The organism is Micromonospora sp. NBC_00617 (genome assembly GCF_045161355.1).
GTDB lineage: Bacteria > Actinomycetota > Actinomycetes > Mycobacteriales > Micromonosporaceae > Micromonospora.
Genome location: NZ_CP107751.1, coordinates 456,564 through 472,486, shown reverse-complemented (window position 1 = coordinate 472,486; position 15,923 = coordinate 456,564). Strand labels below are relative to the sequence as shown.

The following is a 15,923-nucleotide window of genomic DNA, read 5'->3' as shown; positions in this document are numbered from 1 at the left end:
GGGACCGAGCCGCCCGTGATCAGGCGACGACCGAGACCAGCCGGCCCGGGACCACGATGACCTTGCGGGGTTCCTTGCCCGCCAGCGCGGCGGCCACCGCGTCCAGGGCCGTCGCGCGGACGGTCTCCTCGGAGGCGTCGGCGGGGACCTCGATGCGGCCACGAACCTTGCCGTTGACCTGCACCGGATAGGTCACCGTCTCGGCCACCAGCAGCGCCGGGTCGGCGGTCGGGAAGTCCGCGTACGTCAGCGAGGTGTCGTGGCCCAGCTTGCGCCACAGCTCCTCGGCCACGTGCGGGGCGAACGGCGCCACCATCAGCACCAGTGGCTCGGCCACCTCCCGCGGCGTGGCCGACAGGCCGGTCAGCCCGTTGGTCAGCTGGATCAGCTTCGCGATCGCCGTGTTGAACCGGATGCCGTCCATGTCGCCACGGACCCCGTCGATCACCTTGTGCAGCAGTCGGCGGGTCGCCTCGTCGGCCGGGTCGTCGGTGACCCGCGCCGCGCCCGTCTGCTCGTCGACGATCGCCCGCCAGACGCGCTGCAGGAACCGGTACGAGCCGACCACCGCCCGGGTCTCCCAGGGGCGGGACACCTCCAGCGGGCCCATCGACATCTCGTACACCCGGAAGGTGTCCGCGCCGTACGCGGCGCACATGTCGTCGGGGGTCACCACGTTCTTCAGCGACTTGCCCATCTTGCCGTACTCCCGGTTGACCGTCAGGTCACCCAGGTAGTAGGCGCCGTCGCGCTCGACGACCTCCTCGGCCTGCACGTAGCTGCCGCGCGAGTCGGTGTACGCGTACGCCTGGATCATGCCCTGGTTGAACAGCTTGCGGAACGGCTCGAACGACGACACGTGCCCCAGGTCGAACAGCACCTTGTGCCAGAACCGCGCGTACAGCAGGTGCAGCACGGCGTGCTCGGCGCCGCCGACGTACAGGTCGGTGCCCCCGCAGTCGCCCGCGGCGCGCGGGCCCATCCAGTACCGCTCGTTCTCCGCGTCGACGAACCGCGAGTTGTTGGTCGGGTCCAGGTAGCGCAGCTCGTACCAGCAGGAGCCGGCCCACTGCGGCATCACGTTGGTCTCGCGGGTGTAGCGCTTGGGCCCGTCACCCAGGTCCAGTTCCACCTCGACCCAGTCGCGCCGCCGCGACAGCGGGGTCTCCGGGTTGGAGGCCGCGTCGTCCGGGTCGAACGTCTTCGGGGAGAAGTCGTCCACCTCGGGCAGCTCGACGGGCAGCATCTCCTCGGGCAGCGCGATGGCTGCGCCGGTTTCGTCGTAGACGATCGGGAACGGCTCACCCCAGTAACGCTGGCGGGAGAACAGCCAGTCGCGCAGCCGGTAGGTCACCGCGCCGGTGCCGTGCCCGTTCGCCTCCAGCCAGGCGATGATCGCCGCCTTGGCGTCGGCGACCCCCAGGCCGTTCAGGTCCAGACCACGCTCGGGCGCAGCGCTGTTGATGGCCGGGCCGTCCCCGGTGTACGCCTTGCCGTCGAAACCCTCCGCCGGCTGCACGGTCCGCACGATGGGCAGCTCGAACACCTCGGCGAACGCCCAGTCCCGCTCGTCCTGCGCGGGCACCGCCATGATCGCGCCGGTGCCGTAGCCGGCCAGCACGTAGTCGGCGATGAAGATCGGGATCTGCCCGCCGGTGACCGGGTTGGTGGCGTACGCGCCGATGAAGACGCCGGTCTTCTCCTTGCTGTCGGACTGCCGCTCGACGTCGGTCTTGGCGGCCGCCGCCTTGCGGTACGCCTCCACGGCCTCGGAGGGGCTGGCGTGCCCGCCGGTCCAGGCGTCCCTCGTGCCGTCGGGCCAACCGGCCGGCGCCAGCGTGTCGACCAGCTCGTGCTCGGGCGCCAGCACCATGTAGGTGGCCCCGAAGACGGTGTCCGGGCGGGTCGTGAACACCCGGATCGGTTCCCGGGTGGTCGGGAAGTCGATGTGCGCGCCGGTGGAGCGACCGATCCAGCTGCGCTGCATCAGCTTGATCGGCTCGGGCCAGTCCAGGCTGTCCAGGTCGTCCAGCAGCCGGTCACCGTACGCGGTGATCCGCATCTTCCACTGCTTCAGGCTGCGCTTGAAGACCGGGAAGTTGCCCCGGTCGGAGCGACCGTCGGCGGTGACCTCCTCGTTGGCCAGCACGGTGCCCAGCCCGGGGCACCAGTTCACCGGCGCCTCCGAGACGTACGCCAGCCGGTGGTCGTCGACGACCTGGCGGCGCTCGGCGACGCTCAGCTCGGCCCACGCCCGGCCGTCCGGGGTGGACCGGTTGCCGCCCTCGAACTCGGCGATCAGCTCGGCGATCGGCCGGGCCTTACCGGCGTCGCGGTCGTACCAGGAGTTGAAGATCTGCAGGAAGATCCACTGCGTCCAGCGGTAGAAGTCGGTGTCGATGGTCGCCACCGACCGGCGCTCGTCGTGCGCCAGCCCCAGGCGGCGCAGCTGCGACTTGTACCGCTCGATGTTCGCGACCGTCGTGGTCCGGGGGTGGGTGCCGGTCTGCACGGCGTACTGCTCGGCGGGCAGGCCGAACGCGTCGAAGCCCATCGCGTGCAGCACGTTGCGGCCGGCCATCCGCTGGTAGCGGGCGTAGCAGTCGGTGCCGATGTAGCCCAGCGGGTGGCCGACGTGCAGGCCGGCGCCGGACGGGTACGGGAACATGTCCAGCACGTACAGCTTCTCCGCCCCGGCCCGGGGGTGGCTCGGATCGGCCAGCGGACCGGTCGGGTTCGGTGCGTGGAAGGTGCCCTCGCGCGCCCAGGTGTCCTGCCAACGGGTCTCGATCTCGTCAGCCAGGGCCGCGGTGTACCGGAACGGGGGGATGTCGCCCGCCGGTGCGGCTGCCTCACTCATCGTTTCTCCTCGCTTCGCTTCGCTTCGTCTCGGCACCACCGGGCCGGACCGGCGGCGGGCACAAAAAAGCCCCTCGCGCAGGAGGGGCCGCCGTGCTGTCGCGCGTTCAGCGCATCCAGCACGGCCCGGTAAGAAGCAGGAAGACTCCGGCCATGCCCGGCAGTGTACCCCGTCGCCGACGGGGCCGGAGGAACCGTCGGCGCGCTCGGGTCGATCCCCCATCTCGGCGAATATCCGTGCGTAAGCGGCGGACTACCTGCGGGGGTCGGCGAGAACGACAAACATGGTTAGCCTGAGAGGCCAGTGAGAATCCTGCGGCAAACGAGGCTCGACGTCGCGAACCCAACGGCGGGTCCAGGTGCTCTCTACAGAGCTGCCGTGACGGCGACGAGGAGGAGGCCCGTGACACAACAGACCTGGGACGAGGTGGGCGGCCTGTTGCCGCACGACGAGTTCCGCGCCGCCAGCGAGGCCATTGTGGCCAACATCGAGCAGGTCATCGAGGGTAAGACCGCCACCGTGCGGCTGGCCCTGGCCGTCCTGCTCGCCGAGGGCCACCTCCTCATCGAAGACGTCCCCGGCGTCGGCAAGACCAAGCTGGCCAAGGCCCTGGCGCGGTCCATCGACTGCACGGTGCGCCGGATCCAGTTCACCCCCGACCTGCTGCCCAGCGATGTCACCGGCGTCAGCGTCTACAACCAGGAGACGCACGACTTCGAGTTCCGCCCGGGCGCCGTCTTCGCCAACCTGGTCGTCGGCGACGAGATCAACCGGGCTTCGCCGAAGACCCAGTCGGCGTTGCTGGAGTGCATGGAGGAACGGCAGGTCACCGTCGACGGCGTGACCTACCAGCTCCAGACCCCGTTCATGGTCATCGCCACCCAGAACCCGATCGAGATGGAGGGGACGTACCCGCTGCCCGAGGCGCAGCGCGACCGGTTCACCGCCCGGATCGCGATGGGTTACCCCGACGCCGGCGCCGAGCTGGCCATGCTGGACGGGCACGGCGGCACCGACCCGCTGAACGAGCTGCGCCCGGTCTCCGACGCGGACATCGTCCGGCGGCTCATCGCCACCGTCCGGCAGGTGCACGTCGCGGACGTCGTCAAGCAGTACGCCATCGACCTGGTCACCGCCACCCGGGAGGCCCCCGACCTGCGCCTCGGCGCGTCTCCCCGGGCGACCCTGCAACTGCTGCGCACGGCCCGCGCGGTCGCCGCGCTGGAGGGCCGCGACTACGTGCTCCCCGACGATCTGCAGGCCTTGGCGGTGCCGGTGCTCGCGCACCGGATCATCCCGACGGCCGACGCGCAGCTCGCCCGACGCACCACCGACGCGATCGTCTCCGAACTGGTGCACCGGCTGCCGTTGCCGCACGACCGGCAACGCAGCCCCTACGACACCCGACCCGCCACCGGCAACGGTCGCGCGCCCTACGAGCCGCGGAGGCCGTGACGTGCGTGCCGGGCTGCGCGGGTTGACCACCCGCGGGCGCTCGTTCCTCGCGGCCGCGATCGCGGCGGCGATCTCGGCCATCATCCTGGGCGAGAAGGACCTGCTCCGGGTGGCCGTGCTGCTGGCCGTCCTGCCGCTGCTGGCCGCCGCCTACGTGGGCCGCAGCCGTTACAAGCTGGCCTGCAACCGGTCGCTGGACCCGCACCGGGTCCCGGTCGGGGCCAACTCGCGGGTGGTGCTGCGCCTGCAGAACCTCTCCCGGCTGCCCACCGGCACCCTGTTGCTGGAGGACCGGCTGCCCTACGCGTTGGGCAGTCGGCCCCGGGTGGTGCTGGAGCGGCTCGGCGCGCACCAGGCCAGCTCCGTGGCGTACACGGTGCGGGCCGATGTGCGGGGCCGTTACGACGTGGGCCCGCTGGTGGTTCGGATGACCGACCCGTTCGGCCTCTGCGAGCTCACCCGCTCCTTCCCCAGCACCGACCACCTGACGGTCATCCCGCAGGTCACCCCCCTGCCGTCGGTCCGGCTTCCCGGGGAGTACGCGGGCAGCGGCGACAGCCGGGCGCGTTCGGTGGCGGTGCACGGCGAGGACGACGCGGCGACCCGGGAGTACCGCCGGGGCGACGACCTGCGCCGGGTGCACTGGAAGTCCACGGCCCGCACCGGCGAGCTGATGGTGCGCCGGGAGGAACAGCCCTGGGAGAGTCGGGCCACGGTCGTCCTGGACACCCGCGCGTACGGCCACCGGGGCGACGGCCCGACGTCGAGTTTCGAGTGGGCGGTCTCCGCCGCCGCCAGCATCGCCGTGCACCTGCGCCAGGCCGGCTACAAGCTGCGCCTGGTCACCGGCTCGGGGGTCGACGTGGACGCCGCGGAGGGCGGCGGCGACGGTGTGCTGCTCGACCACCTTGCCGAGGTCCGTCTGGACCAGCGGGCCGACGTGACCGGGCTGGTGCAGCGGGTTCGGCAGCGCGCCGACGGTGGTCTGATCATCGGGCTGTTCGGCATGGTGAGCGTCGCCGAGGCCGAGTTGCTGGCCGGGCTGCGCGGCAACGGCGCGACGTGCGCCGGTTTCCTGTTGGACAGCTCCACCTGGCTGAGCCTCCCGGAGAAGGCCCGCGCCGAGGCCGAGCACGCGCACGGCGCGGCGGTGCTGGCCATGGTGCACAGTGGCTGGCGGGTGGTCGGCGTCGACCACGGCAGCCGACTGCCCACGCTGTGGCCGCAGGCTGGCCGAGGATCCCAGGGCTTCGCCCTGCGCGCCGCGCTGGCCGAGACGGTCGCCGGCGGCGTGCGATGAACGGAAGGTTCTCCTCATGAGCGCCAGCCGGAACACCGGCGCGGTGGCGGCCGCCGCGACACTGCTCGCCGCCGCGCCGCTGTCGGCCATCTTCCAGACCTGGACGTGGCTGATCCAGTGCGCGATCGCGGTCGCCGTGGTGGCCGGGGTCGCCGCGCTGACGCGGCTCGTCCGCGCACCGCTCTGGGGTCAGGTGCTCGGCATGCTGGCCGCCCTGTTGCTCGCGCTGACCTGGCTGTTCCCCAGCGGCAGCGAGCTGCTGACCTTCCTGCCCACGCCGGCCACGATCGGGCACTTCGCCGACCTGCTCGCCGGCTCGATGCAGGACATGCGCTCGTACGGCGTCGAGGTTCCGGACACGGACCCGCTGCTGTTCATCACCGTGCTCGGCGTCGGCGGGGTGGCCGTGCTCGTGGACGTGCTGGCGGTGGGGCTGCGGCGGCCCGCGCTGGCCGGGCTGCCGATGCTCGCGATCTACTCGGTGCCGGTCGCCGTCTACGTGGACAGCGTCCCCGCGACGCCGTTCGTGGTGGGCGCCGCCGGTTACCTGTGGCTGCTGGTCACCGACAACGTCGACCGGGTCCGTCGGTTCGGCCGGCGGTTCACCGGCGACGGTCGTGACGTGGACGTGTGGGAGGCGTCGCCGCTGGCCGCCGCGGGCCGTCGGCTCGCCGTGGTCGGCGTGGTGGTCGCCGTGGCGCTGCCACTGGCGGTGCCCGGCATGACCGGTGGGCTGCTCGACACGCTCTCCGATGGCACGGGCAGCGGCACCGGCCGGGGCACGGGCGGCTCGTCCGGCCGGATCGACCTGTTCGCGTCGCTCGCCGGCCAGCTCAACCAGTCCGAGGTGGCCGACCTGGTCAAGGTGACCACCTCCGAGCCGGACCCGTTCTACCTGCGCTACGCGGTGGCCGACGACCTGCGCCCGAGTGGTTTCCAGGCCCGCGCGGCGAGCGGCCGGCCGGCCAACCGCGATCTGCCCAACCCGAACGAGCGGGTCGGCCCGGGGGTGCAGCAGACCGAGTACCAGGCGACCGTCGAGGTGACCAAGAGCCTCAGCATGTCCCTGATGCCGGTGTACGCCGAACCGGTGCGCACCCAGGACCTGAACGGCAACTGGCTCTACGACCCCAACCAGCAGATCATCTTCTCCAACCGGGAGAGTTCGCGGGGGCGTAAGTACACGTTCGACTACATCCGTTCGACGTACACCCCGGCGACCCTGCGGGCCGCGAAGCCGCTGCCGGCCGACCACCCGGTCCGCCGGCAGCAGACCGCCACCCCCGGCCCGGTGCCCGAGGTGGAGAATCTGGTCAAGGGGCTGACCCAGGGCAAGCGCACCGACTACGACCGGGTCCTCGCGATCTACCAGCACTTCTCGGCGGACAACGGATTCAAGTACCGCCTCAGCACCGAGAGCGGCAGCAGCGGCCAGGACATCGTCAACTTCCTGACCAACAAGGTCGGCTACTGCCAGCAGTACGCCGCCGCCATGGCCTGGCTGGTCCGTTCGGCCGGCATCCCGGCCCGGGTCGCGTTCGGCTTCACCAACGGCAGCAAGCGCGACGGCGACACGTACACGCTGACGAATCTCAACCTGCACGCCTGGACCGAGGTCTTCTTCGACGGGATCGGCTGGGTGCCGTTCGACGCCACCCCGGCGTACGGCGTACCCGGCTCCACCCGGTCGGCCTGGGCTCCGGACACTGACGCGCCCGAGCCGTCCAGCCCGGAGACGGGCGCCACGGACAGCCCGACGGGTCCGGACTCCTCGGCGGGTCCGGCCGGCCCGGACAACGCCGACCGTGACACCGACTCCGGGCTCTCCCTCGGTGGTACGGAGCCGGCCGAGCAGCCACCGGTCTGGCCATGGTGGACGGCGGGCGTGCTGGCTTTGTTGGCGCTGCTGGCGGTGCCGGCGCTTCGTCGACTGGCGCTGCGTCGACGGCGGGCCGGCCGGGCGGACGCCACGGTGGCCGCCGCCATGGCGGACGACACCCCGTCGGCCGACGGCAAGCCGGTGATGGTGGTCGAGGCGGACGCCACCCGCGCTCGCGCGGACGCGCACGCCGCCTGGGCGGAACTGCTGGACACGATGGTCGACTTCAAGGTCCGGGTGGACCAGACCGAGACGCCCCGGGCGACCGCGGATCGGCTGGTCCGCGATGCCCTCGCCGACGACACGGCGGCGGTCGGAGCGGCGCGGCTGCTCGGCCGGGCGGAGGAGCGGGCCCGGTACGCGCGGGACCCGCTGACCGGCGAACCGCTGCCGCCGGCGCTACGCGCGATCCGCGGCGCGCTCGCCACCCGGGCGGATCGACGGACCCGGCTGGTCGCCAGCGTGCTGCCGCCCTCGGTGCTGTTGCGCTGGCGGATCGCCCTGGCGGACGCGTCCGGCCGTCTGGTGGCGCTGACCGGACGGCTCCGTTACCGGCTGCTGCGCTGGAATCCGCGGCGGATGCTGGCCGACCGGGCGGCCCGCTGACCGACGTCTGTCAGGTTCGGGGCGGCGGTCACCGACCGTCGCCCCGAACGTTCATCGACTCCAGGTCGGCGATGGGGACGGGGCCGAGCGTCTGGATGCGCCCCACCGGGGCGACCTGGAGTGAATCATCACGCCCGCCGAAGACGGGGGCGGGGAGGGCAGCGGGCACGCGGATACGACAGTGGTCGCCGGGGTGTGCCCGGCGACCCGCTCGTCGCGGTGTACGGCCCGCCTCAGCGGCGGGACGGGCTCAGCGGTGCCCCTCCGGGCGCTGCCGCCACCTGTCTTCCATCCGGTCCAGGATCGACCGGCGGCGACCGGACCGGCCACTGCGGGGACGACGACTCGTCGTGCCACCCACCACGTGCAGGTCAGGTGACTGCGCCCGCCGGTGCGACTGCACCGCGAACGCGGCCGACGCCAGCATGACGACGAAGCCCGCCACCGCCAGCGGTGGAGTCTTGATCACCGCGCCATAGACCAGTAGAGCCAAGCCAGCGATGATCACGCCGGCAGCGACGAGCAGGCGACGCCGCGCGTGGAAGCGCGGATCGCTGGCGCGCACGGCCGAGGCGAATTTGGGGTCCTCGGCAAGCGACCGCTCGATCTGCTCGAACAGCCGCTGCTCGTGCTCCGAGAGCGGCACGGCACTCCTCCCCGGTCACGTTGGTCGGGCCCACTCGGGCCGACAGACCGTGGCAGCCAACCGGCTGCTTACCCGCAAGTCTACGAGGGGGGTCGCGCGTCGGAAAGCGGGACGACCTACGGGTGGGGCGGATTTTCCTTTCGATGGGCGTCACGGTCGCCCATCAGACTGGCCGGACCTATGACGGACCGCCCGAATCGGGCAGCAGCGGCGTCCGCGGCGGCTTCCGCCTCCCGCCAGCCGCGCTCGGGCGCGCCGAGGGTGAGCTGCCGGGGAGCGCCCTGCGCCGGGGCGAGCCCTTCCACCCGGACACCGACGAGCCGGATCCGCTCGCCCGGGTCCAGTGCGGTGTAGAGCGCCCAGACCGTGTCGAACATCTCGCGGGCCGTGTCGGTGGGCACGCCGAGGGTGCGGGAGCGGTTGACGGTGCGAAAGTCGGCCAGCCGCACCTTGAGGGTGACCGTGCGCCCGACCTGGCCGGAACCGCGCAACCGGACGCCGACCTTCGCGCTGAGCGCCAGCAGGGCGCGGCGGATCTCCAGCGGGTCGGCCACGTCGGCGTCGAAGGTCACCTCGGCGCCGATCGACTTGTCGACGTGCTCGGGGGTGACCCGCCGCGGGTCACGCCCTGCGGCCAGCTCGTGCAGGTGCGCCGCGGACGCCGCGCCCACCGCCCGGCGGAGCATGCCCAGCGGCGCTGCGGCGAGGTCGCCGACGGTGGCCAGGCCGAGCCGGCGCAGTGTCTCGGCGGCCCGCTCCCCCACGCCCCACAGCGCGCCCACCGGTAGCGGGTGCAGGAAGTCCAGGACCTGCCCCGGAGGCACGACCAACAGGCCGTCGGGTTTGGCCCGGGTGGAGCCCAGCTTGGCCACGAACTTGCTCGGCGCCACCCCGACCGAGCAGGTCAGCCCCTGCTCGTCGACGACCCGACGCCGGATCAACCGGGCGATGGTCGCCGGGGAGCCGAACAGTCTGCGGGCCCCGGCAACGTCGAGGAACGCCTCGTCGAGGGAGAGCGGCTCGACCAGCGGGGTGACGTCCCGGAAAATCTGCATGACCGCCCGGGAAGCGGCCGTGTACGCGGTGGAGTCCGGTGGCAGGTAGACCGCGTGGGGGCACCGGGCGCGGGCCTGGCTGGTCGGCATCGCGCTGCGGACCCCGTACCGGCGGGCCTCGTAGCTGGCCGAGCTGACCACGCCGCGCGGGCCCACACCGCCGACGATGACCGGCCGGCCGCGCAGCTCGGGTCGACGGCGCACCTCGACGGCGGCGAAGAAGGCGTCCATGTCGACGTGCAGGATCGGGCTGGCGGAGTCGTCGGCGTCCGGCCCGAAGCGCGGATCGTCGCCCCGGGGCAACGATTGGCTGCGACCCATCCCGGCAGGTTAACCCGGGGGTACGACAGCACCACCGGCCGACCGGCCGGACCGCGCGCGGCGTCAGCCCCGCACGACCAGCAGCGGCACGGTCAGCTCGGCGGCGGTGTCCGCCCCGTGGTACGCCACCAGCCTCGACGCCATCGGCCGCTCGGTGCGGCTGGCCATGACGGCGTACGTGTCGTTGCAGGTCACCACCACGTCGCCGATCCGTTCCAGGTGCTGCTCGGGCACCGGCCCGAACCAGCCGGTGGCCACCATCTCCGCCCGGGTACGCACCCGCGCCGCGTCGCCGAGCACCGCCGACCAGGCGGCCACCACGTCGTCGACCGCGCCCGGCTCGGCGTGCAGGTAGCGCACCCGGGCCTCGCCGGCGACCACCCGGACCCCGTCGCGCAGCCGTGGATCGGTGTCCAGGTCGAAACGGTGCGCCAGGGGCACGTCGAGCTGCCCGTGGTCGGCGGTCACCAGCAGCGCCGCGTCCGGCGGCAGCCCGTCGACCAGCCGGGCGAGCAGGTTGTCCACCTCGGTTGCGGCGACCCGCCAGGGTGCCGAGTCGACTCCGCTGAGGTGCCCGTGCCGGTCCAGGTCGGCGTGGTAGCCGGAGACCAGGGTCGGCCCGTCGCCGGCGGACAGCGCGGCCAGCATGGTGGCAGCCACCTCGTCGGCGCCGGCGGCGCCCCGGAAGTCGCCGCCCCGGTTGGCGGCCAGGGTCAACCCGCTGCCGCCGAACTCCGGCCGGCTCACCACTGTCGTCGTCACACCGGCGGCGCGGGCCCGTTGGAGCTGGGTGGGCACCGGCTGCCAGCGCAGCGGCGGCGGGTCGGCGGCCCAGTCGGTGTGGGTGAGCACCCGGTCGGTGCCGGGCACCCGCACCGTGAAGCCGAGCACCCCGTGCGCGCCGGGCGCGACGCCGGTGCCCAACGTCACCAGGCTCGTCGGGGTGGTGGACGGGAAACCGGCGATGAGCGGCCGACCCACCGTCGCGGCCAGCCCGGCGAGGGCCGGCGCGTGCGGCGCGGCGGTCGGCACCTGGTACCAGCCGAGCCCGTCGACCAGCAGTACGGCGATCCGGCGTACCCCGGCCAGGGCGGGGACCAGCCCGAGCGGGTCGGTCGACCCGGGCACGCCCAGCACGGCGAGCGCGCTGGGCAGCACGTCGGCGAGTCGGTCCCCGCTGTGTGTCGGGCCGAGGACGGTCAGCGGCGGCGGCCCACCACCCGGCGCGACGGTCATGCCGGCCGGCGGGCGAACAGGTGCAGTTGGGCGGCCAGGTCCCGATAGGGGGACTGCGCGGCCAGCGCCAGTTCCAGCTCGACCAGGGCCGTGGACTGCCCGTCGGCGACCGAGGCGGGCAGCAGGTCGGCCAGCACGCGTACCCCGTGGATCTCCTCGACCGCCAGCCCGGCGGCGGTGAGCAGCGCGGCGGCGCCGGGGGCGTCGTAGCGGCGGCGCAGCGTGTCGCGCGGCCCGGCGGTGCCGGCCGGGTCGGCGGCCAGCGCCGCCGCGACCTCCAGATGACCGTTCGTGGCGCGGCCCAGCACGGCGGCGGCCCGCCCCGCGACCAGGACGCTCGCCGCGCCGCCGGGGCGCAGCGCGCTGGCCAGCGCGGCAACCACCGGGGTGGGGTCGTCGACGACCTCCAGCACGGCGTGGCAGAGCACCAGGTCGACGCTGGCCGGCTCGACCAGCCCGGCCAGGGCGTCGCCGTCGCCCTGCACGGCCACGATCCGGTCGGCGACCCCGGCCTCGGCGGCCCGACGGGTGAGCGCGGCCAGCGCGTCCGGGCTCGCGTCGACGACGGTGACCCGGTGCCCGGCGCGGGCCAGCGGGACGGCGAACCCGCCGGTGCCGCCGCCCACGTCCAGCACGGTCAGCTCGACGTCGCCGCGTCGGTCCAGCTCGGCGCGCAGCACCGACCAGAGCACGGCGGTACGGGGCGTCAGCGGCGGCCCGGCGAACCGGCCTCGGGTCTGCTCCACCCGATCGAGCCTAGTGGTCAGGACTCGGTGCCCTCGACCGCGTCCTCAGCCCGGGACCGGCGCTCGTTGGCCACCGGACCGTTGGTCACCTCGTACTCGCGGGGGCCGGTGAGGTGCGACGGCATCCAGCCGGCGCCCAGCCGGGTCCGTCGGGCGTTGGCGATTCCGCCGCCGGTGTACGCGTGGTTTCCCATCACTTGTCATTCCCCCTCACGGATCACGGGCCGCTCTGCCCGCTCCGGACGAGTCTCCCGCCCGGCGACGCCGGAAACCGTAATGTGGATCACTGGATCAGCGGAAGTCACGGGACGCGGGGCTGACCGGCGGTTCGATGGCGTCCAGCCGGTCGGCGACCAGGTTGGTCACCCCCTCGTGCCGTTGCAGTCGGCCCCGGACCACCAGCGCGGCGCTGGTGCGGGCCACCCGCCGGTAGCGCTGCCACAGCCCCGGTGAGCAGGTGACATTCAACATCCCGGTCTCGTCCTCCAGGTTGAGGAAGGTCACTCCGCCGGCGGTCGCCGGGCGCTGGCGGTGGGTCACGATGCCGCCGACCCGGATCCGCTGGCCCGGCTCCACCCGACCGAGCCGGGCGATCGGCACCGCGCCGAGCACGTCGAGCTGGCCCCGGATGAACCGGGCCGGGTGGCTCTCCGGCGACAACCCGGTGGCCCACACGTCGGCGACCAGCCGGTCCACCGCCTCCATGCCGGGCAGCGTGGGCGCCGCCGCGCCGGTCACCGTGCCGGGCAGCCGGCCCGGTCGGTCCTGGGCCGCCGCGCCGGCGGCCCAGAGCGCCTCCCGCCGGGTCAGCCCGAAACAGGCGAAGGCGTCCGCGGTGGCCAGCGCCTCCAGCTGCGCGGCGGACAGGCCGACCCGCCGGGCCAGATCCGGCATGTCGCGGTACGCCCCGCCGGCCGCCCGCTCGACCTCGATCCGCTCGGCCACGTCAGATCCGAGGGTACGGACGCTGGACAGCCCGAGCCGGACGGCCGGACCACCCAACCCCCAGGCGTGCGGCGGCTCCCCCGGCCCGCTGCCCCACCTGGTGTCCGGGGTGGACTCCAGCACCGCCAGCGCCCCGCTGGCGTTGATGTCCGGACGGCGGACCTCCACCCCGTGCCGGCGGGCGTCGTCGACCAGGGTCTGCGGGGAGTAGAAACCCATCGGCTGGGCGTTGAGCAGCGCGGCCAGGAACGGCCCCGGGTGGTAGCGCTTGAGCCAGGAGCTGGCGTACACCAGGTAGGCGAAGCTCATCGCGTGGCTCTCCGGGAAGCCGTAGCTGGCGAACGCGGTGAGCTTGCGGTAGACGTCGTCGGCCAGCTCGCCGGTGATGCCCCGCTCGGCCATCCCGGCGTAGAGCCGGTCGGCGATGCGGGTCATCCGCTCGACCGACCGTTTCGCGCCCATCGCCCGGCGCAGCTGGTCGGCCTCGGCCGCGTCGAAGCCGGCCAGGTCGATGGCGAGCTGCATCAACTGCTCCTGGAACAGCGGCACACCCAGGGTCTTCTCCAGCGCGTTGCGCATCAACGGGTGCGCGAAGGTCACCGGCTCCTGACCGTTCTTGCGCCGGATGAACGGGTGCACCGAGCCGCCCTGGATCGGGCCGGGCCGGATCAGCGCCACCTCGACCACCAGGTCGTAGAACTCGCGGGGCTTGAGCCGGGGCAGGGTGGCCATCTGGGCACGGCTCTCCACCTGGAACACCCCGACCGAGTCGGCCCGGCAGAGCATGTCGTAGACCTCCGGGTCGTCCAGCGTCATGTCGCCGAGGTCCAGACTCATGCCGATCATGTCGTAGCCGTAGTGCAGCGCGGACAGCATGCCGAGGCCGAGCAGGTCGAACTTGACCAGGCCCACGGCGGCGCAGTCGTCCTTGTCCCACTGGAGCACGCTGCGACCGGGCATCCGCCCCCACTCCACCGGGCAGACCTCGATCACCGGACGGTCGCAGATCACCATGCCGCCGGAGTGGATGCCCAGGTGCCGGGGGAACGTCTGCAACTCGTTGGCGTACTCCACCACCTGCTCCGGGATGCCCTCGACGTCGACCGTGGCGACCGAGCCCCACCTGTCGATCTGCTTGCTCCAGGCGTCCTGCTGACCGGGTGAGAAGCCGAACGCCTTGGCCACGTCCCGCACCGCCGAGCGGGGCCGGTAGGAGATGACGTTGGCGACCTGGGCGGCGTGCTCCCGGCCGTAGCGGGTGTAGACGTGCTGGATCACCTCCTCCCGGCGGTCGGACTCGATGTCCACGTCGATGTCGGGCGGGCCGTCCCGCTCCGGGGCGAGGAACCGTTCGAAGAGCAGCCGGTGCCGCACGGCGTCCACGTTGGTGATGCGCAGCGCGTAGCAGACCGCCGAGTTGGCCGCCGAGCCCCGGCCCTGGCAGTAGATGTCCTGCTCGCGGCAGAACGAGACGATGTCGTAGACCACCAGGAAGTAGCCGGGAAAGCCCAGCTCCTCGATCATGTTCAGCTCGTGGTCGAGCTGCGCGTACGCCGTCGGGTGCGCCTGCGGCGGGCCGTACCGCTCGCGTGCCCCGTCGGCGGTCAGCTTGCGCAGCCAGCTCATCTCGGTGTGCCCCGGCGGCACCGGGTACGCCGGCAACTGCGGCGCGACCAGTTGCAGGTCGAAGGCCAGCTCGGCGCCGAACTCGGCGGCCCGGGCCACCGCCCCCGGGTACGCGGCGAACCGGGCCGCCATCTCCGCGCCGCTGCGCAGGTGGGCGGTGGCCGCCGCGGGCAGCCAGCCGTCGATCTCGTCGAGGCTGCGCCGGGCCCGGACGGCGGCGACCGTGGTGGCCAGCCGACGCCGGCCGGGGCTGGCGTAGTGCACGTTGTTGCTGGCCACCGTCGGCAGCCCGGCCGCGGCAGCCAGCTCGGCGAGCGCGTCGTTGCGGTCGGCGTCGACGGGATGCCCGTGGTCGGTCAGCTCCACCGCCACCGTCTCCGCGCCGAAGAGCGCGGTCAGCCGATCCAGCTCGCGGGCCGCCGCGTCCACCCCCTCGGTGAGCAGCGCGCCCGGCACGTGCCCCTTGCGGCAGCCGGTCAGCACCAGCACGTGGTCGCGCAGCTCGGCGGCGACCTCCTCCAGCTCCCCGTAGATCGGGCGGCCCTTCTCCCCGCCGCGCAGTTGGGCACGGGCGATGGTGGTGGCCAGCCGGGCGTACCCCTCGTGCCCGTGCGCGAGCACCAGCAGGTGCGCGCCGTGCGGGTCGGGCTCGCCGTTCTGCGGGCCAGGCAGCCCGAGGGACAGCTCCGCGCCGAAGATGGTCGGCAGGCCCAGCGTGCGGGCCGCCTCGGCGAAACGGACCACCCCGTAGAAGCCGTCGTGGTCGGTGACGGCGAGCGCGGTGAGCCCCAACCGGGCCGCCTCCTCGGCCAGCTCCTCAGGATGGCTGGCGCCGTCGAGGAAGCTGAAGTTGGTGTGCGCGTGCAGCTCCGCGTAGGGCACCACACCGTCGGGGCGGGGCAGCTCCGGCGGCTGGTACTGCTCGCGCCGGCGACTCCAGGCCGGGGAGTCCCCACCGTCGGCGTCCACGGCGAGCGGGTCCACCACGTGCAGGTGCCGCTCCTCGCGCGACCGCCCGCCGCCCGACCTGCCGGAGCCGCCGTCGGCCCGGCCGGAGAGCACCCGCTCCAACTCCGACCAGGGCATCTTCGGGTTATGAAAGCTCATCCGCCCGCGCCGCCCGCTCGGACCGCGCCGCCCGCTTCTGCCGGCCCGACGGCGGTGGCACGACCGACCGGCCGCCCGGCGGTGCCCGACCCCGCCAGCGGCAAAAGCCACGATGAGCGGCATGACTGTGAGTCATAAATA

At 73.3% G+C, this 15,923-nt stretch carries 10 protein-coding genes; 3 read left to right on the top strand and 7 right to left on the bottom strand.

Annotated elements, in window-relative coordinates; translation table 11 throughout:
- Positions 1–19 precede the first annotated feature (19 nt).
- Positions 20–2,860 carry a leucine--tRNA ligase gene (leuS, locus tag OG505_RS02235; protein ID WP_405430616.1) on the bottom strand — a complete coding sequence of 947 codons (2,841 nt, stop codon included), beginning with the start codon at positions 2,858–2,860 and terminating at the stop codon, positions 20–22.
- A gap of 402 nt (positions 2,861–3,262) precedes the next feature.
- On the opposite strand from leuS, the gene OG505_RS02230 reads away from it, so the two are divergent.
- Genes OG505_RS02230 through OG505_RS02220 form a run of 3 tightly spaced genes read left to right on the top strand, consistent with a single transcriptional unit; the run spans position 3,263 to position 8,100 of the window.
- Complete coding sequence (locus OG505_RS02230) at positions 3,263–4,315, top strand: AAA family ATPase (protein ID WP_405430615.1); 1,053 nt, start codon at positions 3,263–3,265, stop codon at positions 4,313–4,315.
- A 1-nt stretch (position 4,316) separates the two neighbouring features.
- The gene (locus OG505_RS02225; RefSeq protein WP_405430614.1) at positions 4,317–5,615 is read left to right on the top strand and encodes a DUF58 domain-containing protein; all 1,299 of its coding nucleotides are present in this window, start codon (positions 4,317–4,319) and stop codon (positions 5,613–5,615) included.
- A gap of 16 nt (positions 5,616–5,631) precedes the next feature.
- Positions 5,632–8,100: a transglutaminaseTgpA domain-containing protein gene (locus OG505_RS02220; protein ID WP_405430613.1), complete on the top strand. Its 2,469-nt coding sequence runs from the start codon at positions 5,632–5,634 to the stop codon at positions 8,098–8,100.
- 250 nt (positions 8,101–8,350) lie between these two features.
- On the opposite strand, the gene OG505_RS02215 is transcribed toward OG505_RS02220, so the two are convergent.
- From OG505_RS02215 to OG505_RS02190, 6 genes are all read right to left on the bottom strand, one after another.
- Positions 8,351–8,746: a DUF3040 domain-containing protein gene (locus OG505_RS02215; RefSeq protein ID WP_405430612.1), complete on the bottom strand. Its 396-nt coding sequence runs from the start codon at positions 8,744–8,746 to the stop codon at positions 8,351–8,353.
- Positions 8,747–8,862: 116 nt separating this feature from the next.
- Positions 8,863–10,122 carry a DNA polymerase IV gene (locus OG505_RS02210; protein ID WP_405430611.1) on the bottom strand — a complete coding sequence of 420 codons (1,260 nt, stop codon included), beginning with the start codon at positions 10,120–10,122 and terminating at the stop codon, positions 8,863–8,865.
- 63 nt (positions 10,123–10,185) lie between these two features.
- Positions 10,186–11,358 carry an alkaline phosphatase family protein gene (locus OG505_RS02205; protein ID WP_405430610.1) on the bottom strand — a complete coding sequence of 391 codons (1,173 nt, stop codon included), beginning with the start codon at positions 11,356–11,358 and terminating at the stop codon, positions 10,186–10,188.
- Positions 11,355–12,125, bottom strand: coding sequence for a methyltransferase domain-containing protein (locus OG505_RS02200; RefSeq protein WP_405434336.1), 771 nt, complete (start codon positions 12,123–12,125; stop codon positions 11,355–11,357). Before OG505_RS02200 ends, OG505_RS02205 begins: the two co-directional genes overlap by 4 nt.
- Positions 12,122–12,301: a hypothetical protein gene (locus OG505_RS02195; RefSeq protein ID WP_405430609.1), complete on the bottom strand. Its 180-nt coding sequence runs from the start codon at positions 12,299–12,301 to the stop codon at positions 12,122–12,124. Before OG505_RS02195 ends, OG505_RS02200 begins: the two co-directional genes overlap by 4 nt.
- 94 nt (positions 12,302–12,395) lie before the next feature.
- Entirely contained in the window at positions 12,396–15,782 is a 3,387-nt protein-coding gene (locus OG505_RS02190) for an error-prone DNA polymerase (RefSeq protein ID WP_405430608.1), read from the bottom strand.
- Positions 15,783–15,923 lie beyond the last annotated feature (141 nt).